Origin of the sequence: Vulcanococcus sp. Clear-D1 (assembly GCF_014654725.1) — a bacterium.
In the GTDB taxonomy this organism is placed as follows: domain Bacteria; phylum Cyanobacteriota; class Cyanobacteriia; order PCC-6307; family Cyanobiaceae; genus Vulcanococcus.
The window spans coordinates 34,540-59,723 of sequence record NZ_JACVZV010000013.1; the positions used below are offsets into that span (position 1 = coordinate 34,540).

At 67.8% G+C, this 25,184-nt stretch carries 24 protein-coding genes and 1 tRNA gene; 13 read left to right on the forward strand and 12 right to left on the reverse strand.

Going from position 1 to position 25,184, the window contains the following annotated elements; all coding sequences use genetic code 11:
* Positions 1 to 19: 19 nt before the first annotated feature.
* Positions 20 to 700, forward strand: a complete 681-nt coding sequence (locus H9532_RS04020) for an SIMPL domain-containing protein (RefSeq protein ID WP_296365960.1) — start codon at positions 20 to 22, stop codon at positions 698 to 700.
* On the opposite strand, the gene rdgB is transcribed toward H9532_RS04020, so the two are convergent.
* Positions 685 to 1,287 carry an RdgB/HAM1 family non-canonical purine NTP pyrophosphatase gene (rdgB, locus tag H9532_RS04025; RefSeq protein WP_296365961.1) on the reverse strand — a complete coding sequence of 201 codons (603 nt, stop codon included), beginning with the start codon at positions 1,285 to 1,287 and terminating at the stop codon, positions 685 to 687. The genes H9532_RS04020 and rdgB overlap by 16 nt on opposite strands.
* A complete protein-coding gene (locus H9532_RS04030) occupies positions 1,287 to 2,756 on the reverse strand; it encodes a phosphoglucomutase/phosphomannomutase family protein (RefSeq protein WP_296365962.1) in 1,470 nt (489 codons plus the stop codon). The genes rdgB and H9532_RS04030 overlap by 1 nt, the downstream gene beginning before the upstream one ends.
* Positions 2,757 to 2,859: 103 nt before the next feature.
* Between H9532_RS04030 and H9532_RS04035 the strand changes: the two genes are divergently transcribed.
* Positions 2,860 to 4,338 carry a TM0106 family RecB-like putative nuclease gene (locus H9532_RS04035; protein WP_296365963.1) on the forward strand — a complete coding sequence of 493 codons (1,479 nt, stop codon included), beginning with the start codon at positions 2,860 to 2,862 and terminating at the stop codon, positions 4,336 to 4,338.
* 3 nt (positions 4,339 to 4,341) lie between these two features.
* Here H9532_RS04035 and H9532_RS04040 read toward each other — a convergent pair whose 3' ends face one another.
* Both H9532_RS04040 and pyrE read right to left on the reverse strand, forming a co-directional pair.
* Entirely contained in the window at positions 4,342 to 5,253 is a 912-nt protein-coding gene (locus tag H9532_RS04040) for an aminomethyltransferase (protein WP_296365964.1), read from the reverse strand.
* Positions 5,250 to 5,843 (reverse strand): orotate phosphoribosyltransferase, encoded by a 594-nt coding sequence (gene pyrE, locus H9532_RS04045; RefSeq protein WP_296365965.1) that lies wholly within the window; start codon positions 5,841 to 5,843, stop codon positions 5,250 to 5,252. The genes H9532_RS04040 and pyrE overlap by 4 nt, the downstream gene beginning before the upstream one ends.
* A 61-nt stretch (positions 5,844 to 5,904) precedes the next feature.
* Here pyrE and H9532_RS04050 point away from each other — a divergent pair, with 61 nt between their 5' ends.
* The 4 genes from H9532_RS04050 to H9532_RS04065 all read left to right on the forward strand — a co-directional run bounded on the left by H9532_RS04050 (position 5,905) and on the right by H9532_RS04065 (position 8,894).
* Positions 5,905 to 6,438, forward strand: coding sequence for an Occludin/ELL family protein (locus H9532_RS04050; protein WP_296365966.1), 534 nt, complete (start codon positions 5,905 to 5,907; stop codon positions 6,436 to 6,438).
* Positions 6,439 to 6,461: 23 nt separating this feature from the next.
* A tRNA-Ile gene (locus H9532_RS04055) sits at positions 6,462 to 6,534 on the forward strand.
* Positions 6,535 to 6,544: 10 nt separating this feature from the next.
* Positions 6,545 to 7,837, forward strand: a complete 1,293-nt coding sequence (locus H9532_RS04060) for a hemolysin family protein (protein ID WP_296365967.1) — start codon at positions 6,545 to 6,547, stop codon at positions 7,835 to 7,837.
* Positions 7,838 to 7,901: 64 nt separating this feature from the next.
* Positions 7,902 to 8,894 (forward strand): Gfo/Idh/MocA family oxidoreductase, encoded by a 993-nt coding sequence (locus H9532_RS04065; protein WP_296365968.1) that lies wholly within the window; start codon positions 7,902 to 7,904, stop codon positions 8,892 to 8,894.
* On the opposite strand, the gene H9532_RS04070 is transcribed toward H9532_RS04065, so the two are convergent.
* Entirely contained in the window at positions 8,891 to 12,085 is a 3,195-nt protein-coding gene (locus H9532_RS04070) for a glycoside hydrolase family 15 protein (RefSeq protein ID WP_296365969.1), read from the reverse strand. The genes H9532_RS04065 and H9532_RS04070 overlap by 4 nt on opposite strands.
* 137 nt (positions 12,086 to 12,222) lie before the next feature.
* Here H9532_RS04070 and H9532_RS04075 point away from each other — a divergent pair, with 137 nt between their 5' ends.
* Positions 12,223 to 12,912 (forward strand): WecB/TagA/CpsF family glycosyltransferase, encoded by a 690-nt coding sequence (locus tag H9532_RS04075; protein ID WP_296365992.1) that lies wholly within the window; start codon positions 12,223 to 12,225, stop codon positions 12,910 to 12,912.
* A gap of 114 nt (positions 12,913 to 13,026) precedes the next feature.
* Here H9532_RS04075 and H9532_RS04080 read toward each other — a convergent pair whose 3' ends face one another.
* Together H9532_RS04080 and tgt are read right to left on the reverse strand one after the other, a co-directional pair.
* Positions 13,027 to 13,170 (reverse strand): photosystem II reaction center protein K, encoded by a 144-nt coding sequence (locus H9532_RS04080; RefSeq protein WP_010312123.1) that lies wholly within the window; start codon positions 13,168 to 13,170, stop codon positions 13,027 to 13,029.
* A gap of 30 nt (positions 13,171 to 13,200) precedes the next feature.
* Positions 13,201 to 14,319, reverse strand: a complete 1,119-nt coding sequence (gene tgt, locus H9532_RS04085) for a tRNA guanosine(34) transglycosylase Tgt (protein ID WP_296365993.1) — start codon at positions 14,317 to 14,319, stop codon at positions 13,201 to 13,203.
* A 32-nt stretch (positions 14,320 to 14,351) separates the two neighbouring features.
* Between tgt and H9532_RS04090 the strand changes: the two genes are divergently transcribed.
* A complete protein-coding gene (locus H9532_RS04090; protein ID WP_296365970.1) occupies positions 14,352 to 15,146 on the forward strand; it encodes an adenosylcobinamide-GDP ribazoletransferase in 795 nt (264 codons plus the stop codon).
* Here the strand turns inward: H9532_RS04090 and H9532_RS04095 are convergent.
* On the reverse strand, positions 15,118 to 16,227 hold the full coding sequence (locus tag H9532_RS04095) for a HAMP domain-containing sensor histidine kinase (RefSeq protein ID WP_296365971.1): 1,110 nt from the start codon (positions 16,225 to 16,227) through the stop codon (positions 15,118 to 15,120). The two genes, H9532_RS04090 and H9532_RS04095, sit on opposite strands and share 29 nt — an antisense overlap.
* A 343-nt stretch (positions 16,228 to 16,570) precedes the next feature.
* On the opposite strand from H9532_RS04095, the gene H9532_RS04100 reads away from it, so the two are divergent.
* The gene (locus H9532_RS04100) at positions 16,571 to 16,942 is read left to right on the forward strand and encodes a DUF3155 domain-containing protein (RefSeq protein WP_296365972.1); all 372 of its coding nucleotides are present in this window, start codon (positions 16,571 to 16,573) and stop codon (positions 16,940 to 16,942) included.
* Positions 16,943 to 16,990: 48 nt separating this feature from the next.
* Here the strand turns inward: H9532_RS04100 and H9532_RS04105 are convergent, their stop codons facing one another.
* On the reverse strand, positions 16,991 to 17,602 hold the full coding sequence (locus H9532_RS04105; RefSeq protein WP_296365973.1) for a dienelactone hydrolase family protein: 612 nt from the start codon (positions 17,600 to 17,602) through the stop codon (positions 16,991 to 16,993).
* Positions 17,603 to 17,658: 56 nt separating this feature from the next.
* Between H9532_RS04105 and purH the strand changes: the two genes are divergently transcribed.
* Together purH and H9532_RS04115 are read left to right on the forward strand one after the other, a co-directional pair.
* The gene (gene purH, locus H9532_RS04110; protein WP_296365974.1) at positions 17,659 to 19,224 is read left to right on the forward strand and encodes a bifunctional phosphoribosylaminoimidazolecarboxamide formyltransferase/IMP cyclohydrolase; all 1,566 of its coding nucleotides are present in this window, start codon (positions 17,659 to 17,661) and stop codon (positions 19,222 to 19,224) included.
* A 54-nt stretch (positions 19,225 to 19,278) separates the two neighbouring features.
* Positions 19,279 to 19,743: a DUF4079 domain-containing protein gene (locus H9532_RS04115; RefSeq protein WP_296365975.1), complete on the forward strand. Its 465-nt coding sequence runs from the start codon at positions 19,279 to 19,281 to the stop codon at positions 19,741 to 19,743.
* 12 nt (positions 19,744 to 19,755) lie between these two features.
* Here the strand turns inward: H9532_RS04115 and H9532_RS04120 are convergent, their stop codons facing one another.
* Complete coding sequence (locus tag H9532_RS04120; RefSeq protein ID WP_296365976.1) at positions 19,756 to 20,397, reverse strand: DUF1997 domain-containing protein; 642 nt, start codon at positions 20,395 to 20,397, stop codon at positions 19,756 to 19,758.
* A 92-nt stretch (positions 20,398 to 20,489) separates the two neighbouring features.
* Positions 20,490 to 21,686 carry a 4-hydroxy-3-methylbut-2-enyl diphosphate reductase gene (locus H9532_RS04125; protein WP_296365994.1) on the reverse strand — a complete coding sequence of 399 codons (1,197 nt, stop codon included), beginning with the start codon at positions 21,684 to 21,686 and terminating at the stop codon, positions 20,490 to 20,492.
* Positions 21,687 to 21,794: 108 nt separating this feature from the next.
* On the opposite strand from H9532_RS04125, the gene H9532_RS04130 reads away from it, so the two are divergent.
* Positions 21,795 to 22,667: a hypothetical protein gene (locus tag H9532_RS04130; protein ID WP_296365977.1), complete on the forward strand. Its 873-nt coding sequence runs from the start codon at positions 21,795 to 21,797 to the stop codon at positions 22,665 to 22,667.
* A 3-nt stretch (positions 22,668 to 22,670) separates the two neighbouring features.
* On the opposite strand, the gene sfsA is transcribed toward H9532_RS04130, so the two are convergent.
* Entirely contained in the window at positions 22,671 to 23,453 is a 783-nt protein-coding gene (sfsA, locus tag H9532_RS04135) for a DNA/RNA nuclease SfsA (RefSeq protein ID WP_296365978.1), read from the reverse strand.
* Positions 23,454 to 23,509: 56 nt separating this feature from the next.
* Here sfsA and murJ point away from each other — a divergent pair, with 56 nt between their 5' ends.
* On the forward strand, positions 23,510 to 25,177 hold the full coding sequence (murJ, locus tag H9532_RS04140) for a murein biosynthesis integral membrane protein MurJ (RefSeq protein ID WP_296365979.1): 1,668 nt from the start codon (positions 23,510 to 23,512) through the stop codon (positions 25,175 to 25,177).
* Positions 25,178 to 25,184 lie beyond the last annotated feature (7 nt).

Sequence of the window (25,184 nt, forward strand, 5' to 3'; positions counted from 1 at the left end):
GGGAGATGCCCAGACACCCGTGGTTTCGCTCCGGTTCGCTGCTGTTGCTCTGAGTGCCCTGCCGCTGGCGGTGCCGGTTCAGGCGCAGCCACTCAGCTGCAACGGCACCCTGCTCCAACTGCAGGAGCAGGAGCAGGGCAGTGCCGCCTTTGATCGCTTCAGCTTTAACCTGGGCCTCGAGGCCGAAGCCCCCACCAAGGCCGCGGCGCTCGATCAGCTGAATGCCCGCCTGGCAGAGGTGCGCAAGGCGGTGACGCCCCTGGCCAGTGGGAAGCTCACGATTCCGGCGCCGTCCACCTATCCCAGCGGTGGCGGTAGCGCGGGGCCGGTGCGTGAGCGGGCCACCACCACGGTGTCGGGCACGGTGAGCAAGGCGAATTACAACTCCCTGATCCAGGTAGCCGGCCGGTTGCCCGGCTTGAACCTGCGTGGCTTCACGGCGGAAGCGGCCACTGGCAGTGAAGCCCAGCTGCGCACTCGGCTGCTGCGGGAGGCGCTGGCGGACGGCCAGCGGCAGGCGCAGGCCACGGCTGATGCGCTGGGTCTGCGGCGGGTTCAGCTCCTGCGCATCGACCAACGCGGCGGCGGTTCGATCCGTCCGATGCCCTACGCGATGGCAGCGCGGAATAGCTTCAATCCCGATGAAGCTCGGGCGCCACAGAGCAGCGTGAGTCTGGGGTTGGACTACTGCTTGTCTTGAGCTAGAGCCGCGCGCAGTAGCGGTTTCAAGGCGGCAAAGGCCCGGCCCCGATGTCCGAGTTCAGCCTTCTGGCTGTGGGGCATCTCGGCAAACGTGAGGCCGGCTTCCGGCACGAAGAACACCGGGTCGTAGCCGAAGCCGCCCTCGCCGCGGGGCGCCTCGAGGATCGCACCGGGGCAGATGCCCTCCACTTCCAGCACCACCTCCCCCTCCGGGTTGGCGAGGGCCAGGGCGGCGGTGAAGTAAGCCCTGCGGGCTTCAGGGGTCTGGGCTCCGGCGGCGGCCAGCTCCTGCAGTAGGCGATCGATCCGAGCGGCGTCTGTCTCGGCATACCGGGCGGAGTGCACGCCTGGGGCACCGCCAAGGGCCTCCACGCTGAGGCCGGAATCGTCAGCCAGGGCCCAGCAGCCGGTGGCGAGGGCCACAGCTTCCGCTTTGAGGCGGGCGTTCTCGGCGAAGCTGGTGCCGGTTTCCTCCACCTCCAGTCCCTCAGGCTGCGGCTGGGTCTCGAGGCCGAGATCAGCCAGGAGTCGCCCGAACTCGCGCACTTTGCCGGCGTTGCCGCTGGCGATTACCAGGGTGGTCATCAGATCCCCTCCGCCAGTTCGCGGGCCCAGCTGAGCACCTCAGCCACGCGGGCGTCGCTGGGGGCTTCGCAGTAGAGGCGCAGCAAGGGTTCGGTTCCGGAGAAGCGCAGCATCAGCCAATGGCTGGGGCCTAAGCGCAGCTTCACGCCATCGGTGCTGATCACCTCTTGCACGGCCGCACCAGCTACCTCAGTGGGTGGTGTGGAGGTGAGGAACTGCTCCAGCCGTTGGCGTGTGGCCATGTCGCGCAGGCGTAGATCGAGGCGGTCGTAGGCGGCGGCGCCACCGGAGCGCTGCTGGAGCTCGCTCACCCGCTCGCCCAGTGGTTTGCCGCCTTCCACCAGCGCCTCGATCAGCAGCAGCGCCGCGTAGAGCGCATCGCGTTCGGGCAGGTGGCCGCCGAAGCCCACACCGCCTGATTCCTCGCCGCCCACCAGCACCTCGCTGGCCAGCATCTCGGCGGCTATGTATTTGAAGCCCACGGCCTTTTCGATCACCAGACGGCCGAGGCCCTCGGCCACCAGCTGCATCAGATCGGAGCCGCTCACCGTTTTGATCACGCTGCCCGGCAGACCCTTGGCGCGGGCCAGGTGGTCGATGAACAGGGGCATCAGCAGCTGGGTGCTGCAGAAGCGGCCGTGCTCATCCACCGCGGCGATGCGATCGCCATCGCCATCGAACACGATGCCAACCGCCGGCCGCCCGGCCAGGGTGGAGGCGCGCACCTCAGCGATCAGCTCCTGCAGGTAAGGAGCCAAGGGTTCTGGGGGATTACCGCCGAACAGGGGATCGCGGTTGGAGCGGATCTCACGTAGGTGGTCGCTGGCGGCGGCGCCCTCCAGCAGTCGGCTGAGGCCACCGGCGGCGGAGCCGTGCATGGGATCCACGATCACCTGCAGGCCCAGTCGCTGCAGCCCTTCGCTCAGGGCGGCTGTATCCACCTTGCTCTTCAGGCCCGCCAGGTAGGTACCCATGGCATCGAAGCGCAGCGTGTCGCCGGGGATCGGCACCGTGATGCTGCCGGCCTCAAGCCGCGTTTCTACCCGCTTGGTGAAGTCACCCTCCACCGAGCCGCCGAAGGGACCTTTGATCTTCAGGCCCAGCCATTCCGGCGGGTTGTGGCTGGCGGTGATCACCAGCGCCCCCAGGGCTCGGCGCTCCACCACCGCCCAACTGGCGGCGGGGGTGGGGATCGGCGCTTCGGCCAGCACAGGCACCAGATCGGCGCCGCGCACGGCGCTGCAAATGGCTTCGGCCAGTTCCGGAGCCAGGAAACGGCGGTCGTAGCCGATCACGATCTCGCGGCTGTTCAGGCCCTCCGGTGCGGAAAACTCCAGCTCGCGCGCGGCGGCTGCCGCCACTGGCAGCAAGCGCTCCACCGTGATGTCCACCCCGAGGATCCCGCGCCAGCCATCGGTGCCGAAGGCGATCGGGCTGGCCTCCAGGGGCAGGGGCGCGGACGCAGCCATCGGGGCAGAGGCACAGGGCGATACCGGTGGTGCTAGCAGCCGGCCTGCCCCCCTGCGGGCGCGCGGGTGCCGGCAGGCCAGACGGCCACCTAGCGTGAAGCCCGTGCCCACTGAGATCCCGCTCAACGACCGGCTGTTGCGCAGCTGGCTGCGCTGCAAGCGCCGCGCCTGGCTGGATCAGTTCGGCAACCCGGATCAACGGCTGTGGACGGCTCATCGCGAGTTGCAGCTCGATGAGCAGCGCCGCAGTTTTTCCACGCTCTTCCCGCAGAAGCCCCAGCGCGGCGAGGCGGCGGCATCCGCCGGAGCGCCAGCTGTGGTGGGTTTGCGTCTGCGGGGCCAGGTGGGCGGGCTCGCGGTGGAGGCACACCCCCCTTTGCTGCAGCGGGTTCAAGGGAGCAGCCGTTGGGGTACCCATGCCTACCGGCCGGTGATGTTTCGCCAGGGCCGCCGCACCACGCGCGAGCACCGGGTGGTGCTGGCTCTGTGGGGTCGGTTGCTGGCGGGAGAGCAACAGGCGCCGGTGGCGAATGGCTTGGTGCTCAACGGCGCGGGCCGCGGTCTTGAGAAGGAAACCCTGAACCTCACGGGCAGCCTGCCTCGCCAGCTCGATGAGGCGCTGGAGCGCCTGGCGGGTGATCTGGCTCGCTCCGCCCCGCCGCCGCTGGTGGCCGACCGCAAGAAATGCGTGCTCTGCAGCTGGCGCGGCGCCTGTGATCAGGTGGCTGCCGCCGAGGGGCATCTCAGCGAGGTGAGCGGCATCGGCGCCAAGCGGCGCGAGATGTTGCTGGAGCTGGGGGTGGATCGGCTCGAGCATCTGGCGGCCGCTGAGCCTGAACAACTGGCTGAGGCCTTGCTGGTGCACGGCGAGCAGCACGCTGAGGTGGCCGGTCAGCTGGTGACGCAGGCGCGGGTGCAGCGAGACGGCGTGCCGCTGCGGCGGGATCCCAGCGCATCCCTTCCGGAGTTGGCCGCGGCGCCAGGAGTGCTGATCTACGACATCGAATCCGATCCCGACGCCCGCGACGATTTTTTGCACGGTTTTGTTCGCTTACCGCGGGATCGCGACGGGCGCTGGCCCATCGCTGCAGCGGCCGCGGCGGCGCCGTATCACCCCCTGCTGGCGCTGCAGGAGCACGGCGAAGCGCGGCTCTGGCAGCGGTTGCAGCGCCTGCTGGGTGCCTATCCCGATTGGCCCGTGCTCCATTACGGCGAAACCGAGCTGCTCGCGTTAGTGCGACTGGCTCAGCGCCAGGGGGCCAAGGAGCGCCAGATCGCTCAGCTGCGCAGCCGGATGCTTGACGTGCACCTGCGGCTGCGGCGCCATTGGTGGATGCCCACCAACAGCTACGGCCTCAAGGCCACCGCCAGCTGGCTGGGCTTCCGCTGGCGCCAGCAGGGAGTGGATGGGGCACGGGCCTTGCTGTGGTGGCGGCGCTGGCGTCTGGGCGGCGACGGCCCTGAGGGCCGCGGCTCCCGCCAAAACCTGCGCCGGATCTTCCGCTACAACCACGACGATGCCCTGGCCACCTGGGCGGTGGCCCACTGGCTGTTGGAGCAGGACGACGCGCCGCCGCCCTGAGCTTCAGCTGAGGCCGCCCGTACCGACGGGAGGCGCCACGAAGCCTGTCGGCACGCTGATCTGCAGCACCATGTCTGCGCTGGCTGTGCCGTCAGCGCCGGCGGGAAATAGCGCCTCCGCGTCCAGCGCGCTGCGGCGCACCAGGGCCAGACCCTCCGGGGCATCGGCCCCGGCCAAGGCTGAGGTGATCACCCCGGCCCGCTCACCGGCGGCCGTGAACAAGGTGGTTCCGGGGCTGCAGGAGCCGGCCGCTCCGCCGCGCCAGTGGCGCAGCTGTTGTTTCACTCCGTCGTAGGTGGCCAGTTTCGCCAGGGTTTCCTGGCCCACGTAGCAGCCCTTGTTGAGGCTCACCCAGGGCGCGAGCCCGAGCTCGAAGGGATTGGTGCTGTCGTTGAGTTCGCCGGGTGCGGACGGGAAGCCCTGGCGCAGGCGCAGCTGCTCCGCCGCTTCCTCGCTCAGCTCGGGCAGGGCCTCCAGCCAGGCGGGCAAGGGCTCCCCCGGTTGCTGCAGCCAGGCCGGTTGCGCCGCGCCCGCCCCCAGATCCACGCCAGGGTTGAGCATCTGCAGGGCGTTCTCGCTCGCAGTCGCCCCGACCCAGCGCACCAGCGTGGCGGCTTCCACGGGGCCGAGCTTCACCCGATCGGCCGGGAACAGCACCCGATCGAGGGCCTGATGCACCGCTGCACCCTCGCCGGCGATCACCAGCAGGTCAGCGCCGCTGTCGTCTGGCCGCACCAGCGCCAGAGCGCGCATGCGGCCGGTGGGGCTGATCAGACAGGTGGGCAGACAGGCTCCGCTGGAGGCCAGCTCGATGGCCTGACTGCTCTGTCCATGCAGAAAGCGGCGCGCATCCGCTCCCTCCAGCCGGATGCGGCTGATCGGGGTGCTCCAGCGGGCCGGGCCGGTGAGGCTCATGAGCGGCTCGCGGCGGATACGGCGGCCACCTCTTCCAGTAGAAACAGGCTCTGCAGCTCCAAACCGGCAGCGGTCATGGCGTCCAGCCCGCCTTCCTGGCGATCCACGATCGTTACCACCCGATTCACCGTGTAGCCCGCCTCCCGCAGTTGATTCACCGCCTTGAGCGAGGAGCCGCCGGTGGTCACCACGTCTTCCAGCACGGTGATGCAGCTGCCGGGCTCAGGCAGGGGGCCCTCGAGCCAGGCACCGGTGCCATGGCCCTTCGCTTCCTTGCGCACGATCAGCGCGTCGAGGGCGCGGCCGCTCAGGGCTGCGGCCACCGCCACGCCGCTCACCAGTGGATCCGCACCGAGGGTGAGGCCGGCCACCGCGACGGCCTCGGGTTCCACCAGTTCGAGCATCTGGGCTGACAGCAGTGCCAGCCCTTCACCGCTGAGGCTCACCGGCTTGCAGTTCACGTAGTGATTGCTGGTGCGGCCCGATGCCAGCGTGAAGCTGCCGTGCCGGTATGCCCGCTCCGCCAGAAGACGCAGCAGCAGCTGACGTTGCTCAGCGCTGGCCTGGGGAAGGGTTGGCAGCTGGGTCATGCCTCTGGCATCAGGCGGTTGAGCTGTCTAGTTTGCGCCCAGCGTGTGTCGCGGGCGATTGATGGGCTGGCGTTGTTCGGTGCGTACGGCGCTGGCGCCTGGGCTGCTGCTGGCTCCAGCCCTGCTGGCGCTCGGCCCCGGCCCACGGCCCGCCGCGGCGGGCCCTGTGGTGTGCACCACCACCCTTGAAGCACCGCTGGCTGGCTCGGGCCCGGCGGAGGTCACGCGTTGTGGCCCCGTTGTTACCACGCCGCAGCTGGTGGAGCGCCGCTTCTACAGCTACACCTCCCCCTACGCCCGCGGCATCGACATCACCCACCAGATCACCGACATCCTCGGGATCGCCATGGGCGGCGGCGATGGCACCAAGGTGATGGGCTTCGGCTTCCCTGACCAGACAATCGTGTGGGATGGCTCGGCGCTGGAAAACACCTATCAGGTGTTGCTGGAGCAGCAGAGCAATCCGATGCCGTGGCGCACCGCCGATGTCAACAACGGCTTTTGCCAGGGCCTCTCCCAGGGCAGCTGCAATGCCCAGAGCGCACCGCCCAGCTGGCCGCAACCCGGCTCGCGGGTGATCCGGGGCCTGTGGTAGACACGCCCTGCGGCTTGCCGCACGGGGGTCTAGCAATCTGGTGAATGCAGCGGACTCATAATCCGCCTTAGGCGAGTTCGATCCTCGCGACCCCCATCTGAACCCGATGCGATTCCTGGCACCGGCGGCCCTGCTGCTCCTGCTGGCCTTCTTCGCTGCCTCGGAATTTGCGTTGATTCGGCTGCGCCCCACCCGGGTGCAGCTGCTCGAGGCGGATGGCGAGCGGGGCGCCACGGCGGTGGCGCGTCTGCAGCGCCGCCTGCGGCGGGCCCTGGTCACCACCCAGTTGGGCATGACCCTGGCCCTGCTGGCTCTGGGTTGGACGGGGCGGGGCCTGGCGGAGCGCTGGGGTTCCGGGCCTGCCGGCACCTGGCTAGGCCAGGCCTGGCTCGATGGGCTTCTGTTTCTGGTTTTGGTAGTGCTGGCCACGCTGCTTGGTGGACTGGTGCCCAAGGCCTGGGTGCTGCACCGCCCGGAAGCTTCCGCCCTGCGGCTGGCGCCGGTGCTCGAGGCGGTGATGCGCAGCCTCGGCCCCTTGCTTGTCGTGCTGGAGCGGCTGGGCAACGGCTTGCTGCGCCTGCTGGGGCTGCCGCGCAACTGGGATGAGCTGGTGCCGGCTCTCTCCGCCGGGGAGCTGGAAACCCTGATCGAATCCAACAGCGTGATCGGATTGATGCCCGATGAGCGCGACATGCTCGAGGGCCTGTTCTCCCTGCGCGACACCCAGGTGCGTGAGGTCATGGTGCCTCGCTCCGGGATGGTCACCCTGCCGCTGGAGGTGCGCTTCGCGGAGCTGATGGAGGCGGTGCACAGCACCCACCACGCCCGCTTCCCCGTGATCGGCAGCTCCCTCGACGACGTGCGTGGCCTGCTCGACCTGCGCCGCCTGGCCGAACCGATCGCGAAGGGACTGTTGCGCAGCGATTCACCCCTGGCGCCCTATGTGACCCCCGTGACGAAGGTGCAGGAAACCACCCCCCTGGCGGAGCTGCTACCGGTGATCCGCAGCGGCGAGCCGCTGCTGGTGGTGGTGGATGAGCACGGCGGCACCGAAGGCCTGGTGACGATCTCCGATCTCACCAGCGAAATCGTGGGCGATGAGGAAGACCCCGAAAACCCGGAAGACGATCTCAAGCAGCTGCAGGAGCACAGCTGGCTGGTGGCGGGCGACCTGGAGATCTACGAGCTCAACCGTGAACTGGGCCTGCAGCTGCCCGAATCCGATGAGCACCACACCCTGGCCGGCTTTCTGCTGGAGCGGTTGCAGCACATCCCCGCCCCCGGCGAGAGCCTGCGCTGGAAGGGCCATCAGTTTTTGATCATGGCCATGGATGGCCCGCGCATCGAGCGGGTGGAGATCACCCGTCGGGCGGTGGAGCCGGAGGCTGAAGAGAGTTGATCGGCGAAGGCCCGTGGTGGTGGCCGCTCATCGTCGATAATCTCTGCGTCAGATCGCCAGCGCCATGCAGCCGGTTCGCGTTGGAGTGATCGGAATCGGAAACATGGGCTGGCACCACGCCCGGGTGCTCAGCTTGCTGCGCGATGCCGAGCTGGTGGGGGTGGCGGATCCCGATCCCGCCCGCGGCCAGCTCGCGGTGGAGCAATTCGGCTGCCGCTGGTTCGCCAGTTACGAGGAGATGCTGAGCGAGGTGGAGGCGGTGTGCATCGCTGTGCCCACCCTGCTGCACCACCGCGTGGGCATGGCCTGCTTCAAGGCCGGTGTGCACGTGTTGATCGAGAAGCCGATCGCCGCCACCCAGGAGGAGGCCACAGAGCTCAGCGCCGCTGCCGAGCAGGCCGGACGCTTGTTGCAGGTGGGCCACATCGAGCGCTTCAACCCCGCCTTCCGCGAGCTGGTGAAGGTGGTGGCCAATGAGGAGGTGGTGGTGCTGGAAGCGCGCCGCCACAGCCCCAACCCCGACCGCGCCAACGATGTGTCGGTGGTTCTGGATCTGATGATCCACGACATCGATCTGGTGCTCGAGCTGGCCGGCTCCAAGGTGGTGCGCCTCGCCGCCGCCGGGGGTCGCAGTGCCGAAGGCCCGATCGATTACGTGAACGCCACCCTCGGCTTTGCCAATGGCGTGGTGGCCAGCCTCACGGCCAGCAAGATGGCCCACCGCAAGATCCGCAGCCTCTCGGCCCACTGCCGCAGTGCGCTGGTGGAAACCGATTTCCTCAACCGCAGCCTGCAGATCCACCGCCGCACCCAGCTGTCGTTCTCGGCCGATCACGGCGAGCTGCTCTACCGCAACGACGGCTTCATCGAAGAGGTGAGCACCTCACCGGTGGATCCTCTGGTGGCCGAGCTGGAGCACTTCCTCCAGTGCGTGCGCGGCCTGGAGCAGCCCGCGGTGGATGGCCCCCAGGCCTCCCGCGCCCTGCTGCTCGCCGATCTGATCGAGCAGTGCGTGGAGCAGCCCACGCTCTGCATGACGCTGGCTGAGCCGATTTAGGCCGGCTGCAGTTCCGCCAGCTCCTTGAGGGCCAGCAGCTGCCAGCGGCGGCACTGGGCCGGTGAGGAGCGGTAGAAGCCATCCCAGGCTTCCGCCTTGTGGGAGGGGTACTCCTCCGGTGGCTGCTCGGGGTGCTGCTGCTGCCAGCCCACCCGCACGGCGTGGCCGATCACCACATCGAGGGCCAGGTCGTCGTCGAAGCGCATCTGGGGGTTGGCATCCACAAACGCAATCAGGGTGATCAGCGTTTCAATGCAGAGCCGGCGGTATTCCGGCGCCTCGATCTTGCTGAGCAGGTGCTCCACGTGGGTGGCGAAGTTGCGCTCGCCCGGGGTTTTCTCCTTGAGCAGGGCGCTTTCGAGCCGGTTGCGGCGCTCGAGCTTGTCGCCGATCACCAGGCCGCGGCAGTGGTGCAGCAGCTCCCAGATGCCCGGGTGAAAGTTGCGCGGCACGATCTGCAGCGCTCCCATACGCTCGCGGTGCTTCAGCCAGCAACCGCTCTTGGGCAGCTCCTCCAAGGGATCGGGCGCTTCCCAGCGCACGCGGCCGCTCACATGCAACTGCTCCTTGCGCTGCAGCGCCGCCTTGGCGTGCTCCACATCGCGCAGCACTTGCTGCAGGCGCCGGCGAATCGCGTGGGGCGGCTCATCGCAGAGGGCCTCGAACGCTTCGATCGGGGTGAGATCGCGCTCGCCCGCCAGTTCGCTGGTGAGCAGCAACAGCAGCTGACCGAGTTGCAGGGTGAGGCTGCCGCTGAGCAGGGCCGGCTCCCGCCGGGCCACACCATCGAGGGCCAGGAGCAGCTCCTGCTGCAGCATCCATTCGCGGCCGTCTTCGCCGCTGAAGCGCTGGATCATCGCCGCGATCGCCAGGCTGCCGGTGGGTTGGCTGAGCAGCGATTCGTTGGTGTAGTTGCGGCCCACCACCACCTGCTTCTGGCGCACCAACAGATCGGTGAGCGCGTCTTCCAGCTGCGGGTGCACCAGGCCGAGGGAGCCGGCGCAGCGGCGCACCACGTTCCAATTGGCATCGGCCAGCGCGCGCCGGTAGATCTCCTCCAGCAGGGCCTGGGGGGTGGCGCTGCCGCCGGGGCCGCTGAGCTCAGCCTCCAGGCCCAGGCGATGCACGAGTTGCTCCAGCAGCTCGGCCTGCTCCGGCAGCGATTGGCTTTGCCAGAGGCGCTCGGCGAGCGCGTCGATCCCCGACTCCTCCAGCTCCTGCTCCTCCTCGGCGGTGAGCGGTTGTTGTTCGGTGCTGGCCCGCAGCAGGGTGGGGGCCGGTTGGCTGCGCGGCTGGTCTTGGGGTTGGGCGTGCTCGGGCAGTTCGGCCCAGCTGGCCTGGTCCATCAGCTCCTGCAGGGGTGCCAGCTGCACCGCCACCCCGTTCACCAGGCCACTGCGCAGCCGCTCGCCAAGCCGCAGGAATGAATCCGGGCTGCGCTGGAAGGGGCCCTCCTCCACGGGGATTAGCAGCACCGGGGCGCCGGCGCCCCGCCAGTGCCGTTGCAATTGGCTGATCTCGCTCTCCACCGCATCCACCAGCAGTTCGGGATCGTCGGAGAGGTAGTAGGTGCTCTCCTCGAGCACGGCCGGCAGGAAGGCCAGCGGTTGGCCGCCCTGGCGGTAGAGCCGGGCCGTCACCATCGTTTCCATCCGCAGCGGCGGGTGGCCGCTGAGCCCCAGGCGTGGATTGGCGCCCACGGCCCCCATACGCTCGCCCAGTTCCGCCGAGCTGGCGATCGCCACCTGGCCGGGGCGCGTCACCGCCAGGCCGGCCTGCTCCAGCGCGGTGGCGATGTGCTCACGCGCCGGCACGAAGCTCACCAGCACCTGATCGGCGCCAAGCGGGCAGCTCAGGCGGCGGCCACTGGGGTCGAGATCGTCGGGTTTGAGCAGGCCCAGCAGCAGGAGATCCCCGAGCCAGGTGAGGCTCTGGGTCCAGAGCAGTGGCACGTTCTCGTTGGGGATGCGCGGCTGGCTGCCGGGCTTCAGGCGCTCGGCTTCCACAGCCTCCTTCGGCACCACGTAGAGCTCCGGCAGGAGCGCCACACCATCCACGTCCACCGCCACGCGGTGGAGCCGCTCGCGCCATTGCCAGGCTTCGGCCCAGCGCTCTTCGCAGCAGGCGGTGATCAGCTCGTAGGCCAGAAACAGCGGCCATTCGCATTCGATGTGCTCGAACTGGGCCAGCTCCTCGCGTTCGTAGTGCAGGCGGGTGTGGTCTTCCACCACGGTTTGGTGCCCGTCGCGGCGGAAGCGCTTGTAGCCGTAGGGCCCGCCCAGCTCGGTGCGGATCTTGCTGCGGGTGCGCTCCACTAGCGAAGGATCCTCCACGGCCCAGGCGGGGTAGCCGATCACCGAGAGGCAGGCCGCATCCACCTCTTTGCTGGCGGATTCGCGCGGCAGCAGGCCGGTGAGGGCGCGGCGCAGGCGCACGATTGCGTCGTGGGGGATGTGCAGGCTGCACTGGCCATTGCCGTGGGGGCCATAGAGATCCAGGCCTTCCAGCGCTTCCAGCGATGCCTTCACCAGGCCAATCGAACTGGCATTGCGCTCCGGCAGGCCGTGGTTGCCCTTGTCTCCCCGCTCCCAGATGCCGTAGTCGCGCACCCGGTAGGCCCGGGCCACGTAATACACCAGGTTTTGGATGAAATCGCGTTCGTGGCTGGTCTGCACCACCACTAGGCCGGAGCGGGTGAGCTGCGCCAGCTGCAGCAGGAAGAGAGCCGTGGCATCGAGCTGCAGGTGGCCCCAGCCGTCATCGGGCACCACCGGTTCGCCGCTGCTGGTGTCGTATTTGGCGTGCAGTGCATCCAGCGGCTCGAGGCTGTGCTTGAAGCGCTCCACCTTGGCGGCCTGGCGCAGCATGGCGTTGAGCAGGCCGCGCATCAGTTGCAGCACCCGCTGCTCCAGCTCGAACACACGCGTGGTGGCGCCGCTGAGGCGCCGGTGTGCCAGCGCCAGACCCCACACGCATTGGATCGAATACACGCAATCGCGCACCCAGGCGTCGCCGTAGTTGCCGTGCACCGTGTTGGCGGTGCTGGCGGGCAACAGGCCGGTGATCGGGTGCTGGCGCTGCAGCACCACCCGATCGATCTGAGCATCGAGCTCCTGCAACCGCTGCCAGGCTTCGGCGGCGCTCAGCTGCAACGGTGTCGCCTGGCTGGCCGTGGGTGCGCTGCTGAGCATCGTGGGCGCGGCGGAACCGGGCTGCAGCCATAGATTCTCTCGTGTGGCCCCTGCGCTCGATGGCATCAATGGCGACGGATGCGTCCCGCACTGGCTTTCGAGGTTCCACAGAGCCGCCCTCGTGGACGGTGACCTCCGTGCTTGGCGTACAGGTGGCCGTGAGCAGCAACGTGTTTGCGGCCGCACTGGAGCTCAAACAGCGCGGTGGCGGCCAGATCGTGACGCTCAACGCTGAGATGACCATGGCGGCTCGGGCTAATCCCGAGCTCGGCGCCGCCATCGCCGAGGCCGATCTGGTGATTCCCGACGGGGCCGGCGTGGTGTGGGCTCTGGGGCGCCAGGGCTATCGGGTGCGTCGCAGCCCGGGGATTGAGCTCGCCCGCCAGTTGCTGGTGTACGCCGCAGCCCGCCAGTGGCGGGTGGCGCTGGTGGGGGCCAGCCCCGAGGTGATGGAGCGGTTGGTGGAGCGGTTGCAGGCCGAGATCCCGCAGATCGATCTGGCCTTCGCCATCCATGGCTATCAAGACCCGGAGCAGTGGCCGGGCATCGAGCAGCAGCTGCAGCAAGCCCGGCCGGATCTGGTGCTGGTGGCCCTGGGGGTGCCCCGCCAGGAAACCTGGATTCAGCGGCTGCATCCAGAACAGCCGGGCCTGTGGATGGGCGTGGGCGGCAGCTTTGACGTGTGGTCGGGCACCAAGCAGCGTGCGCCCGAGTGGATGGGCCGGCTGCAGATCGAGTGGCTCTATCGCCTGATCCAGGAGCCCAGCCGCTGGCGGCGCATGTTGGCCCTGCCTGCGTTTGCTTGGGAGGTGCTGCGGCGCGGCTGATTGAGGGCCGTTGCTCAGGCTTAGTCAGCAAAAAGCGGTGGAAGCCAAGCTCCCACCGCAATGGTTGGAACTGCCGAGATCTGGTCTCAGCGGTTCAGGATCAATCTGCTGGCTTCAGCGGAAGCCCACCGAGGCCTGCCATACGAAGGCCAGCAGCAAGAAGAACAGGGGAATGATCGGCAGGATGTCCACCAGGGGCGCGAAGGCCTGATAGGCCTCGGGCAGCTGGGCCAGGGTCTGCAGGGCGTAGGCGGCCATCCCGGAATGTTCGTTGGCTAGAGGCGGACGCTACCACGTGTGTGCGGCTGGGGAGTCGGGTTCCCAGGGAGCGAAATCCTCTGCAAAACAACCGTCGCGAATCGCGCGGGCCATGGCGCTGCTGAAGCGCACCAGCTGGGTGATGTTGTGCAGGCTCAGCAGGATCTTGCCCAACAGTTCATCGGTCTTGATCAGGTGGTGCAGGTAGGCGCGGCTGTGCACCGTGCAGGCCGGGCACGAGCAGCTCGGATCGAGGGGGGTGTGGTCGTGGCGGAAGCGGGCGTTCTTGAGGTTCCAGCGTTCGCCGCCCACCAAGGCCGCGCCATGGCGGCCCAATCGGGTGGGGAGAACGCAATCAAACACATCGAAGCCGTTAGCCACCGCGATCGCCATCTCCGGCAGAGTGCCCACCCCCATTAAGTAGTGGGGCTTGTCGTCGGGCAGCAGCGGCCCCACCTGGCGCACGATCCGGTGCATCTCTTCGGCCGGCTCACCCACGCTCACCCCGCCTACGGCGATGCCGGGTAGCCCCATGGAGCTCACCACCCGAGCCGACTCTTCGCGTAGATGCGGGAAACAGCCCCCTTGCACGATGCCGAACAGGGCCTGATCACTTTTGGTGTGGCTGGTGATGCAGCGCTCCAACCAGGCGTGGGTGCGGCGGCAGGCGGCGGCCACCTCGCTTTCGGTGGCCGGATAGGGCGGGCACTGATCGAAGGCCATCGCCACATCGGCGGCCAGGGTCATCTGGATCGCCATCGAGCGCTCGGGGGTGAGGTCGATGCGGGCGCCGTCGCGGGGGGAGCGGAACACCACGCCCCGGTCGTTGATCGTGTTGATGTCGCCCAGGCTGAACACCTGGAAGCCGCCCGAATCGGTGAGCATCGGGCCGTCCCAGGCCATGAAGCGGTGCAGGCCGCCGCCGTCGGCCACGATCTGCTCGCCGGGCTGCAGGTGCAGGTGGAAGGTGTTGGAGAGCACCATCTCGGCGCCGGTGGCCTTGAGCTGGGCGGGTGTCACGCCCTTCACCGTGGCCAGGGTGCCCACCGGCATGAACCGCGGGGTGTTCACCACCCCATGGGGGGTGTGAAAGCAGCCGCAGCGGGCGCGGGTGTTCGGGCAGTGGGCTGTGATCTCGAACGCGAACACCAGCGAGGCAGCAGGATTGGCTGATCCCATCGTTGCTGGCCGTGGCCAAGGCCCCGTTTCGCCTCGCCTGGCTGGGGGATCTGGCCGGCGCCTGGATCTTTTACAGCGTGCTGCCGCTGCCGCCTGGGATCACGCCGCGGTTTGAACGCATTGCCCGTTTCGCCCCCTGGGTGGCGCTGGTGATCGGTGGGCTGGAGGCGGCGCTGTGGCAGGGGCTGGCCGGCGCTGGGCTTGTGGCGCAGCTGGCCTTGGTGCTCGCGCTCGGCAGCGCCCTCAGCGGCGGCCTGCATCTCGATGGCGCCATGGATACGGCCGATGGGCTGGCGGCGGGGCCGCAGCGCCGCCTGGAGGCGATGGACGACAGCCGCGTGGGGGCCAGTGGCGTTCAGGCGCTGCTGCAGCTGGTGTTGGTGCGGATCGGGGGGCTCGCCTTGTTGGCGGTCGCGGCGCCCTGGGGGTTGGTGTGGGCTGCGGTGTGGGGACGGATCGCGCCGTTGGTGGCGATGCAGCTGTTCCCTTATCTGCGCGAACCCGGCACTGGCACCGCCGCCTTCCATCGCCGCCATTGGCAAGGTTGGTGGGCGGAGCTGGTGCCTTCGCTGATGCTGCTGGGGGCACTCACCGCTCTGGCCCTCCGCTTTGCGGCGGGGCCCTGGTGGTGGCTGGGCTGGCTGGGGCTGCTGCCGGCGGTGTTGGTGCCGCTTGAGCTGGGGCGGCGCCTCGGCGGCCACAGCGGCGACAGCTATGGCGCCTGCGTGGAATGGACGGTGAGCTGGAGCCTGCTGCTGATGGGCTTGATCAGCTGGCGGATGACAGCGGCAGGCTGAGGCGAAACGCGTTGCCGGCGGCGGGCAGCTGCGGATCGAGGCTGCTGGCGGGCACCACCAGCTCCAGCTCGCCGCCCAGGCTGCGGGCCAGATCGCGGGCCAGGGCGAGCCCCAGGCCGCTGCCCGGCAGGGCCGCACCACGGCTGCCCCGCACCCCCTTGGCAAAGATCTGCTCTCGCTCCTCCAGGGGCACCGGAGGCCCGCTGTCCCAGATGCTCAGCTCCAGGCGCCCGGTGCATTGGCAGTGCAGACCGATGGCGCCGCCGCTGCGGCTGTAGCGGAAGGCGTTTTCCAGCAGGTTGGCCACGATTTCACCGATGGCGCTGCCATCGCCCTGCCAATTGGGTAGGGATGTGGGGGTCTGCCAGGGGCGCCCTTGCAGATTGGCGGTGGCGGCGGCGCGCTCCAGCAGCGGCCGCAGGATCTGCTCGAGGCTCTGTGGTGTGCTCTCGCTGAGCGCGGGCGGCAGCAGTAGGGGCGTGCTGGTGTCGCTGCTCACGAGAGCGGGGGCTTCGGTGAGGTGATCGATCGCTTCCACATAGCGGCTGATCTGGCGCTGCTCACCCAGCAGGCTGTCCACCAGTGAGAGGTTGCGGGCATCGCCATCGAGGCGCCGGCGCAGCAGTTGCCCGAAGGTGCGCAGGGCGGCCAGGGGATTGCGCAGTTGATGCACCAGCAGCCGCAGCTCGTCGTCGCGCTGGCTCAGCTCGCGGCCCAGCCGCTGCTGCTCCAGATCCAGGCGCAGCGCTTCGGTGAGGCAGCGAGCTGTGGCCTCCAGCCGTTCGCTGAGGCTGGCGGGCCAGGGCCAGCGATCCGCATCCACCCGCAGGGCGCCGAGCAGCATCGTCTCGTCGCGCAGAGCCAGCCAGCGGCGGCCGCTTTCCACGTTGGCGTCGTGTCCCGCAGCGGTGCCTTCGCTAAGGGCCAGGGACTGGGGCCAGCGGCCGATCGCCACCAGCGAGGGTTGGCCACTGGGTTCTGGCACCGCCACATACACCACCAGGGCCAGGAGGTCGGGCCGATCCGTGAATTGGGCCAGCTGCTGCTCGAGCAGTGCCAGAAACCGCTTGGAGACCTGCATCTGAGCGGGAACTGGGGTGGGATCCGGCCCGCTCAGCGCGCAGGCCCAGCAGAAATTTCCCCGACCGTGTTCGAAATCTGGGAAAAAGTCTTAAGATTCTCGGTATCGACCAATACCTCGCGGTCCGGGTTCGGGCGGCGCAGCGATCGGCCCATCCGGCTTTTGTTGCATCTCCGTGCAATTGAGGCTACAGCAGTGGATGTTGCGTCCTCTGCTGATCGGAGCGGTGCCGTTGTGGCGCCCACCCGGCTCGCAGGTGTATGGGCGTTGCCGAGGCTTCCGGTCCTTGTGGCTGGTCCTCATCGTCCGACTCCATCCACCCTGCCCTCACGGGCTTAGCTCCATGTCCAAGAAGCGCAAGCGCATCAGTCGCCGCCGTCTAGCCGGTCAGCGGGTTCTGGCTCATGTCGCCACCCACAACCTCGAAACCGGCGACTACAAACCCGTCACCGCTGCACGTCGCTACATCGCTGAGGGCGGCATCGTGCCCCCCGCGATCCTGAACGTGCGTCGCAACGAGCACACCACCGACCGCTTCTTCTGGGGCGAGAAGGGTCTGTTCAGTGCCCAGTACGCCGAAGAGAACCACTTCCTGTTCCCCTCTCTGCGCGAGATCGTGGATCGCATCGGCGAGGACACCCTGTTCGCCGGCCTGGAGGCCATGGCTGCCGACGACTGGGAAGAGATGGAGGAGTACGAATACGCCTTCGTTTGAGCGAAACGGCGTTTGCGCTTCCAGCCGGTCCCAAGGGACCGGCTTTTTTCATGGCTGTGTGTTCAGCTGCTGGCGTACAAAGGCTCGGATCTGCGGCAGCACCGCAGCATCAATGGTGTGACCGCCATCGAACGCGAGCAGTTCGGCGCTGTTGCCGGCGGCGATCAGCCGCTCCTGAGCGGCTTTGCTGGCGGCGAAGGGCACCACGGGATCCTCCCGTCCATGGCTGAGCAGCACCGGTGCCACCGCTGCACCCGGATGCCAGCCCTCATGGGGATAGCCACTGCAGGCCACGATGCCGGCTAAAGGCAGGCTGCTGCCCACATCCAAGGCCATAGCGCCTCCCTGGGAGAAGCCGAGCAGCACCGTGCTGGCTAGGGGCACCGTGGTGGCCAGATCCTCCAGGCGCTCTTTGAGGGCCGTGCGGGCGGCGGGCAGCTGCGTCCAGTCGATTGGCTGCAGGCCGTACCACTGGCGGCCTGTGCCGTAGGGATGCGGCTCCGGTGCCCGCAGCGCCACCACGCTCACGTCAGGGCTCACCAGCAACGGGCCGAGATTCAACAGGTCGTCGGCATCGGCTCCCCAGCCATGCAGCAGCACCAGCCGACAGGCGGCCTCAGCGGGGCCGCATTGGAGCTGATCAGAGAAGGAACCGGTCATCGGCGTGAAGTGCTGCTGCTGCGTAGGTTGGAACGCTTGCCCTCCACTCAACAGCCATGGCGCCCACGGCCCTGCTCAGCGTGTCGAATAAGGACGGCCTGGTGCCCCTGGCTGAAGGACTGCTGGCCGCCGGCTACCAGCTGATTTCCAGCGGCGGCACGGCCGCGGCGCTGGCGGCGGCAGGTCTGCCCGTGACCAAGGTGGCGGAGCACACCGGCGCCCCTGAAATCCTCGGCGGCCGGGTGAAAACGCTGCACCCCCGCATCCACGGCGGCATCCTCGCCAAGCGCTCCGAACCCTCCCACCAGGCGGATCTGGAAGCCCAGGGCATCGCCACGATTGATGTGGTGGTGGTGAACCTTTATCCCTTCCGCGAAACCATCGCCCGCCCGGATGTGAGCTGGGATCTGGCGATCGAAAACATCGACATCGGCGGCCCGGCCATGGTGCGCGCCGCCGCCAAAAACCACGCCGATGTGGCGGTGCTCACCAGCCCCAGCCAATACCCCGCTTTCCTGGAGGCCCTGGCCGCCGGAGCCCTGAGTGAGGCCCTGCGCCGCCGGCTCGCCCTCGAGGCCTACAGCCACACCGCCGACTACGACACCGCCATCAGCGCCTGGCTCGCCAGCCAGCTCAGCCAGGAGGAAGCCACGGCTGAGCAGCTCACGCTCAATCTGCCCGCTCGCCAGAGCCTGCGCTACGGCGAAAACCCCCACCAGAACGCCACCTGGTATGCCCAGCCCGGCGCTGGCCTCGGCGCCGGCGAGCAGCTGCAGGGCAAGGAGCTCAGCTACAACAACATCCTTGATCTCGAAGCCGCCCTCGCCACGGTGCGGGAGTTCGGCTACGGCGGCCAGCCGGCTGGCGGTAACCCCTTCCAGCCGGCAGCGGTGGTGGTGAAGCACACCAACCCCTGCGGTGTGGCCACCGGCAGCGGCAGCGCCAACGCCCTCGAGCGGGCCCTCGATGCCGATCGCGTGTCGGCCTTTGGCGGCATCGTGGCCATCAACGGCCCGGTAGATGCGGCCACCGCCGGCCATCTCACCAGCCTGTTCCTGGAGTGCGTGGTGGCGCCGGTGTTTGAGCCGGCCGCCCGAGAGCTGCTGGCGGCTAAGGCCAACCTGCGCCTGCTGGAGCTGGATCCGGCGGCAATTGAGCGTGCCAGCCGTCAGCAGCTGCGCAGCGTGCTCGGTGGGGTGCTGGTGCAGGAGCTCGATGACCAGCCAGTGGATGAAACGGTGTGGGAGGTGGTGAGCCAGCGCCAGCCCACCGCTCAGGAGCTGGAGGATCTGCGCTTCGCCTGGCGTTTGGTGCGCCATGTGCGCTCCAACGCGATCACCGTGGCCAAGGGCGGACAGAGCCTCGGCATTGGTGCCGGCCAGATGAACCGGGTGGGTTCAGCCCGCATTGCCCTTGAAACCGCCGGTGAAAAAGCCAAGGGCGCTGTGTTGGCCAGCGATGGCTTCTTCCCCTTCGACGACACCGTGCGTTTGGCAGCCCAGCACGGCATCACGGCTGTGATTCAGCCCGGCGGCAGCGTGCGTGATGCCGATTCGATCGCCGCCTGCGATGAGCTGGGGCTGGCGATGGTCACCACTGGCCGCCGGCATTTCCTGCACTGAGGCTGACGCCTCTGCCCTAGTTTCGCCCCACTGCGCTGATCACAGCTCGCTCCCATGCCCGAGAGCCTCGCTTTTAACCTCAACTTCCTGCATCCCCTGGCGATGTGGGCGCTGTTGGCCCTGAGCGGCTACGCGATGTTTCTGGGCATTAAGGCCAAGAAAACCCGCACCGCTGACGCCGAAACCCGCAAGACCCTGATCAAAGGGCAATTCGCCAAGCGCCACTACCTCTATGGCAGTGCCGTTTTGGCGGTGATGGTGCTCGGCACCTTTGGTGGCATGGCCGTCACCTACATCAACAACGGCAAGCTGTTTGTGGGCCCTCACCTGCTGGTGGGCATTGCCATGAGCAGCATGCTGGTGGTGGCTGCCGCTCTCTCGCCCCTGATGCAGCAGGGCAACCTGATCGCCCGCAAGATCCACGTGGGTCTGAACATGGGTGTGGTCACCCTGTTCCTGTGGCAGGCCGTGACCGGCATGCAGATCGTCAACAAGATCTGGGAAAACCGGCCCGCCTGATCAGCCAATCCCTCAGAACTGTGCCCGCCGCCGCGGCGGGCAATCCAGCTCGTGGGTGGCGTGAAAGTCTTCCTGCACCTTCCAGGTGAGCTTGCGGGAGATCTGGCGCACGATCTGGCGCAGCAGGTGATCGCCGCTGCTCTGCACCAGGGATTCCGGCAGCAGGCCGATCACCGACGGCAGCTTGATCCACACACTCAGATCCAGTTCCCAGCGCACCTCCGTGAGCGGAGCATCGGCAGATTGCTCCTCAAGTCGCAGTGCTGCGTTGAATTCCACGTCGTAGAGGTCGCGCAGGCCGGGCTGGAACTGCTCGGGGGGCACGGTGCAGATCCGATACACGCCGGCGCTCTGGGGTAGCAGCTCCAGGCCAATCGTGGGCTCTACCTCAAAGCCGAAGTTGCCGAAGCGGCCGAGGGTGAGCACGTAGCCATTGCGCCCCAGGGCATCCACCTGCATCGGGGCGGCGCAGCGGCGGAACCAGCCCTCATGGCGATCCAGGTAGGCCCCCACGATGTGGGCCGGAGCCCGCATCTCCATCAGGTCGGCGAACTGGCTGCTGTAGCAGCGCACCCGAGAATCCTCGCTGTGGCGCAGGGATGGCTGCAGCGTTTCGCTCAACTCAGGCAGGGGGTTGGTCACCGATGAGATCAACGCGGTCGGTTCTCCCCAGGCCTGAACCAGTGAATGTTGAAACAATGTAAAGCCCGGCTGCGGCCTGGATTGCAGTCGCTGTGACAGCCCGATCAGGCGTCAGCCAGATCGATCAGCCGGCTGATCACGTCTTCCACCACACGATCCGGCGTGGAGGCGCCGGAGGTGATCCCCACCCGCAGCGTTCCCTCCGGCAGGAAGGGCTCCACCACCTCCAGTTCGCCCCCCAAGGGCTTGTGCTCGATTCGATTGCCTGGGCCAATCCGCTCGGGCGTATCGATGTGGAAGGAGCGGATGCCGCGGCTCACCGCGATTTCCTGGAGGTGGGTGGTGTTGGAGGAGTTGTAGCCACCGATCACCACCATCAGATCGAGGGGCTCATCCACCAAGGCGAACATCGCGTCCTGGCGCTCCTGGGTGGCATCGCAGATCGTGTTGAACGCCACGAAATGGTCGTTGAGCTCCACAGGGCCGAAGCGCTGCAGCATCGTGCGCTCAAACATGCGGCCGATTTCCTCGGTTTCGCTCTTGAGCATCGTGGTTTGGTTGGCCACGCCGACGCGGTTGAGATCGCGGTCGGGATCAAAGCCAGGGGAGCAGGCCTTGGCGAAGCGGGCCATGAAGGCCTCGCGGTCGCCTTTGCCGAGGATGTAGTCGCACACCAGTTGCGCTTCGGCCAGATCCAGCACCACCAGGTAGGTGCCCGCAAAGGAGCTGGTGGCCAGCGTTTCCTCGTGCTTCACCTTGCCGTGAATGATCGAGGTGATGTCGTGCTTCTTGTGCTTCTCCACGGTGTTCCACACCTTGGAGACCCACGGACAGGTGGTGTCCACGATGTGGCAACCGCGCTCGTTCAGCAGCTGCATCTCCTGCACCGTGGCGCCGAAGGCAGGCAGGATCACCACATCGCCGCTGGCCACGTTGGAGAAGTCCTTCACGCCGCCATCCACGGGGATGAACAGCACGTTCATCTCCCGCAGGTGATCGTTCACCGAGGGGTTGTGGATGATCTCGTTGGTGATCCAGATGCGCTCGGTGGGGTAGTGGCGCCGCGTCTCGTAGGCCATGGCCACCGCGCGCTCCACGCCCCAGCAGAAACCAAAGGCTTCGGCAAGCTTCACGCTCAGCCGCCCGTGCTGCAGCTGATAGCCGTTCTCCCGCAGGCTGGCGATCAGGTTGCTCTGGTAGGCCTGCTCCAGGCTGCCCGCCACTTCCTCGCCCAGGCCGAAGCCGCGGCGGTTGTAGCGATCCGAATGGTGCAGGGATCGCTTGAACGCGCGGGTATCCACGGCGGCGGGCACGGGGGCTTTCAACTCTATGGGGCTCCACCGCTCAGGTTGGGTTGCATGCTGAGTTGTTTTCGCCCTACAGAGGGCGCAGCTGGTTATGGGGCGCGCATGGTCACGCAGGAGCAGTTGGCAGCCCTTGATTTGCTCATCTGGCTCAAGACCACCGAGCAGGCTGCCCAGCTGGCCTTTTCCAACCAGAGCACCATCTGCCGGCGAACGCAGGCTGTGCTCCGGCAGTTTGGCCTGAAGCTCGAACGTGATCAGTCTGGCCGCCGGCCCACTGGCGATCTTGCGCTTCTGGATCTGGAGCGGCAGGTGCACCAGCAGGCGCGCTTTCGCGGCCATCACCCCCTGAGGTTGCACGTTCCGTACTGGACCCGGCGGGAAGCACTGCGTGATCTGCCGGAAGGATGGTGCGCCAATCCTTTGGTGCCGGATCTGGTCTGTGACGACCCGGTGACTCTTCTGAGGGAGCACATCCTGGATGCCTGCCTGGTCACGCCAACCCAGCTGCCTGCCTGTCAGGACGATCTGGTGTTACTGGATCTCTACCGGAGCCCGATTCAACTGATTCTGTTCCCGGGTTCCGATGACCATCCCACAGAGGTCCGGGATCGTTTCTGGTGGCAGCAGGAGAATGGACAGCTCAATCTGTTGCTGATGCCGTTTCTGCCGGAGAGCTGTCGGCAGCGTTCCGGCGACTGGTTCAAAGCGCTCGAGGCTGGTCCCGGGTCGGCTCCTGAGCGGTTGCGGAGGCTGGAACCATCCCGCTACGCCGGCCAGAGCCTCACAGTGGCTTTTCTGACTCCGGAGATGAAGGCAGCCCAGGATTGGCCAGGGCAGGTGGAGGACACGGTTCAGCCGTATCCCTACGTGGAGCGTCTGGCCGTGCTGGCTGATCATGCGGCTGAACCCGCTGTGCTGCGCCTGCAGGAGCAGCTGGTGGCGCGGTTCGCTCCACAGGCGTCATGGATCGCTTAGGCCTCATGCCTGCAGATCCGCGCTGCGTTGAACTGCCGCAAGCCCTTGCCAGGCCACGCCGGTGGCGCTGAATCCATAGCGGCAGGGCAGCACCTCCACGCCGGCATCGAGAGCCTGGCGGAACAGCTCGCCGTAGCGGGGATCGGCGCTGTCGCCGGGGGCGAAGCGGGTCACATCGGCGCGGCTCAGGCAGGGCACCAGCACGGCACGGGCCTCAGGCAGCACGCCCATCAGTTCCTCGAGGTGCTTTTGGCCCCGTTCGGTCACGGTGTCGGGAAACAGCGCCAGATCGCCGTCGGTCCAGGTGGTGTTCTTCACCTCCACATAGATCGGCCGTGGATCAGCAGCGCCTTCGGCGGGGGTGAGCAGCAGATCGATTCGGCTGCGGCGGTTGGCGCCATAGGCCACCTCAGCGCGGATGCCCGCGATCGGCCCCAGCCAGGGCTCCAGGCAGCCGGCCTCGATCGTGGCGCGCACCAGGCGGTTGGGCAGTGCTGTGTTAATCCCCACCCACACCGGCTCGCCATCCGCCCCGGGCACTTGCGCCTGCTCCCAGGTCCAGGCCAGCTTGCGGGTGGGGGAGGGAGCATGGCGCAGCCGCACGCGCCCGCCCACGTGCAGCACCCCGGTCATCGGCCCGGTGTTGGCGCAGTGGGCGGTCACCACCTCGCCGTTGTCGAGTTGAACATCGGCGAGGAAGCGTTTGTAGCGCTTGAACAGCACGCCCTCCTGCAAGGGCTCCAGCGTCAGCACAGGTTGGGCTTCGGGTGCGGCGGCAACCGGCATGACGGCGAGGCTTCTGCAGGCAAGAATCGCCCGAGTTGGGGCCAAGGCCGCACTACATGAGCGAATCCCCGAGCGAATCGCCCAGCCCAGCCCCAGCGCCGGCGCGCTCGCTACGCCGCATTGCCCTGATCGTGGCGGTGGCCACGGCCCTGAGCAAGCTGGCCGGTCTGGTGCGCCAGCAGGCAATCGCGGCCGCCTTCGGTGTAGGCGCCGCCTACGACGCCTACAACTACGCCTATGTGTTGCCGGGCTTTTTGTTGATCCTGCTGGGCGGGATCAATGGCCCCTTCCACAGCGCCATGGTGAGCGCCCTCTCGCGCCGGCCCCGTGAGGAAGGCGCCCATGTGCTCGCCGCTATCAACACCCTGGTGGGTGCAGCCCTGATCGGGGTGACGCTGCTCTTGTTTGTGGCGGCGGATCCGCTCATTGATCTGGTGGGCCCAGGGCTGGATGCCGAGCGCCACGCGATCGCGGTGCTGGAGCTGCGCTGGATGGCGCCGATGGCCCTCTTCGCTGGCCTGATCGGCCTGGGCTTTGGGGCCCTCAATGCCGCGGATGAGTTCTGGTTGCCTTCGGTGAGCCCTTTGCTCTCCAGCGTGGCGGTGATCGCCGGCCTGGGGATCCTCTGGCTGCACCTGGGGTCCGACATCGCTCTGCCCCAGTACGCCTTCCTCGGCGGTGCCGTGTTGGCGGGCACCACGCTGTTGGGGGCGGTGTTCCAGTGGCTGATTCAGTTGCCGGCTTTGGCGCGCCAGGGGCTGCACAAGTTCCAGCTGGTGTGGGATTGGAAGCACCCCGGCGTCCAGGAGGTGCTGCGGGTGATGGGCCCCGCCACCCTCTCCTCGGGCATGTTGCAGATCAACGTGTTCACCGATCTGTTCTTCGCGTCCGGGATCGTGGGCGCGGCGGCAGGCCTGGGCTACGCCAACCTGCTGGTGCAAACGCCCCTGGGCCTGCTCTCCAACGCCCTGCTCGTGCCGCTGCTGCCGGTGTATGCCCGGCTCACCGCTCCGGGCGATCGGCCGGAGCTGATCAGCCGCATCCGTCAGGGGCTGATGCTCTCCAATGCCTCGATGCTCCCCCTGGGGGCCCTGATGGTGGCCCTGGCAGGTCCGATCGTGGCCCTCATCTACGAGCGGGGGGCGTTCAATGCCAGTGCCGCCGCTCTGGTGGGCGGCCTGCTGATGGCCTATGGCGTCGGCATGCCCGCTTATCTCGGCCGCGATGTGCTGGTGCGCGTGTTCTATGCCCTTGGCGACGGCACCACCCCCTTCCGCTTCTCAATGGCGGGCATCGGCCTGAACGCCCTGTTCGATTGGCTGCTGGTGGGTGGTCCGACGCCCTGGGGCTTGCAGCTGCCTGCTCTCAATTTCGGCGCCCCCGGCCTGGTGTTGGCCACCGTGGGGGTGAATCTGCTCACTTGTTTGGCGCTGCTGCTGGCGCTGCAGCGCCGTTTGGGTGGGCTGCCGCTGTTGGCCTGGGTGCGCGACAGCCTGCTCCTGCTGGTGGCTGCGGTGCTGGCTGGTGGGCTCAGCTTCGGACTCTCGGTGCTGATCGCCTGGCCTTCCCAGCTGGTGGGCCTGCTCTTGCAGTGCGGCCTCTGCGCGGCCGCTGGTCTGCTCGTGTATGGGCTTGTGGCCAGCTGGGCCGGTGTGCCGGAAGCCAGGCAGATCACCCGGCAATTCGGTGGTCAGATCACGCGGCGCCTGCGGTTCAAGCGTTGAGGCGGCG

Bases quoted from the DNA above. Each gene is read 5' to 3' on its own strand.
- rdgB (WP_296365961.1), bottom strand. From the start codon at position 1,287: ATGACCACCCTGGTAATCGCCAGCGGCAACGCCGGCAAAGTGCGCGAG.
- H9532_RS04080 (WP_010312123.1), bottom strand. From the start codon at position 13,170: ATGGCCGCCTACGCCCTGCAGACCCTGGCCCAGCTGCCCGAGGCCTAT.
- H9532_RS04070 (WP_296365969.1), bottom strand. From the start codon at position 12,085: ATGCTCAGCAGCGCACCCACGGCCAGCCAGGCGACACCGTTGCAGCTG.
- H9532_RS04130 (WP_296365977.1), top strand. From the start codon at position 21,795: ATGGTCACGCAGGAGCAGTTGGCAGCCCTTGATTTGCTCATCTGGCTC.
- murJ (WP_296365979.1), top strand. From the start codon at position 23,510: ATGAGCGAATCCCCGAGCGAATCGCCCAGCCCAGCCCCAGCGCCGGCG.
- H9532_RS04040 (WP_296365964.1), bottom strand. From the start codon at position 5,253: ATGAGCCTCACCGGCCCGGCCCGCTGGAGCACCCCGATCAGCCGCATC.
- sfsA (WP_296365978.1), bottom strand. From the start codon at position 23,453: ATGCCGGTTGCCGCCGCACCCGAAGCCCAACCTGTGCTGACGCTGGAG.
- H9532_RS04095 (WP_296365971.1), bottom strand. From the start codon at position 16,227: ATGCAGGTCTCCAAGCGGTTTCTGGCACTGCTCGAGCAGCAGCTGGCC.
- purH (WP_296365974.1), top strand. From the start codon at position 17,659: ATGGCGCCCACGGCCCTGCTCAGCGTGTCGAATAAGGACGGCCTGGTG.
- H9532_RS04050 (WP_296365966.1), top strand. From the start codon at position 5,905: ATGGGCTGGCGTTGTTCGGTGCGTACGGCGCTGGCGCCTGGGCTGCTG.
- H9532_RS04060 (WP_296365967.1), top strand. From the start codon at position 6,545: ATGCGATTCCTGGCACCGGCGGCCCTGCTGCTCCTGCTGGCCTTCTTC.
- H9532_RS04105 (WP_296365973.1), bottom strand. From the start codon at position 17,602: ATGACCGGTTCCTTCTCTGATCAGCTCCAATGCGGCCCCGCTGAGGCC.
- H9532_RS04100 (WP_296365972.1), top strand. From the start codon at position 16,571: ATGTCCAAGAAGCGCAAGCGCATCAGTCGCCGCCGTCTAGCCGGTCAG.
- pyrE (WP_296365965.1), bottom strand. From the start codon at position 5,843: ATGACCCAGCTGCCAACCCTTCCCCAGGCCAGCGCTGAGCAACGTCAG.
- H9532_RS04030 (WP_296365962.1), bottom strand. From the start codon at position 2,756: ATGGCTGCGTCCGCGCCCCTGCCCCTGGAGGCCAGCCCGATCGCCTTC.
- H9532_RS04115 (WP_296365975.1), top strand. From the start codon at position 19,279: ATGCCCGAGAGCCTCGCTTTTAACCTCAACTTCCTGCATCCCCTGGCG.
- H9532_RS04065 (WP_296365968.1), top strand. From the start codon at position 7,902: ATGCAGCCGGTTCGCGTTGGAGTGATCGGAATCGGAAACATGGGCTGG.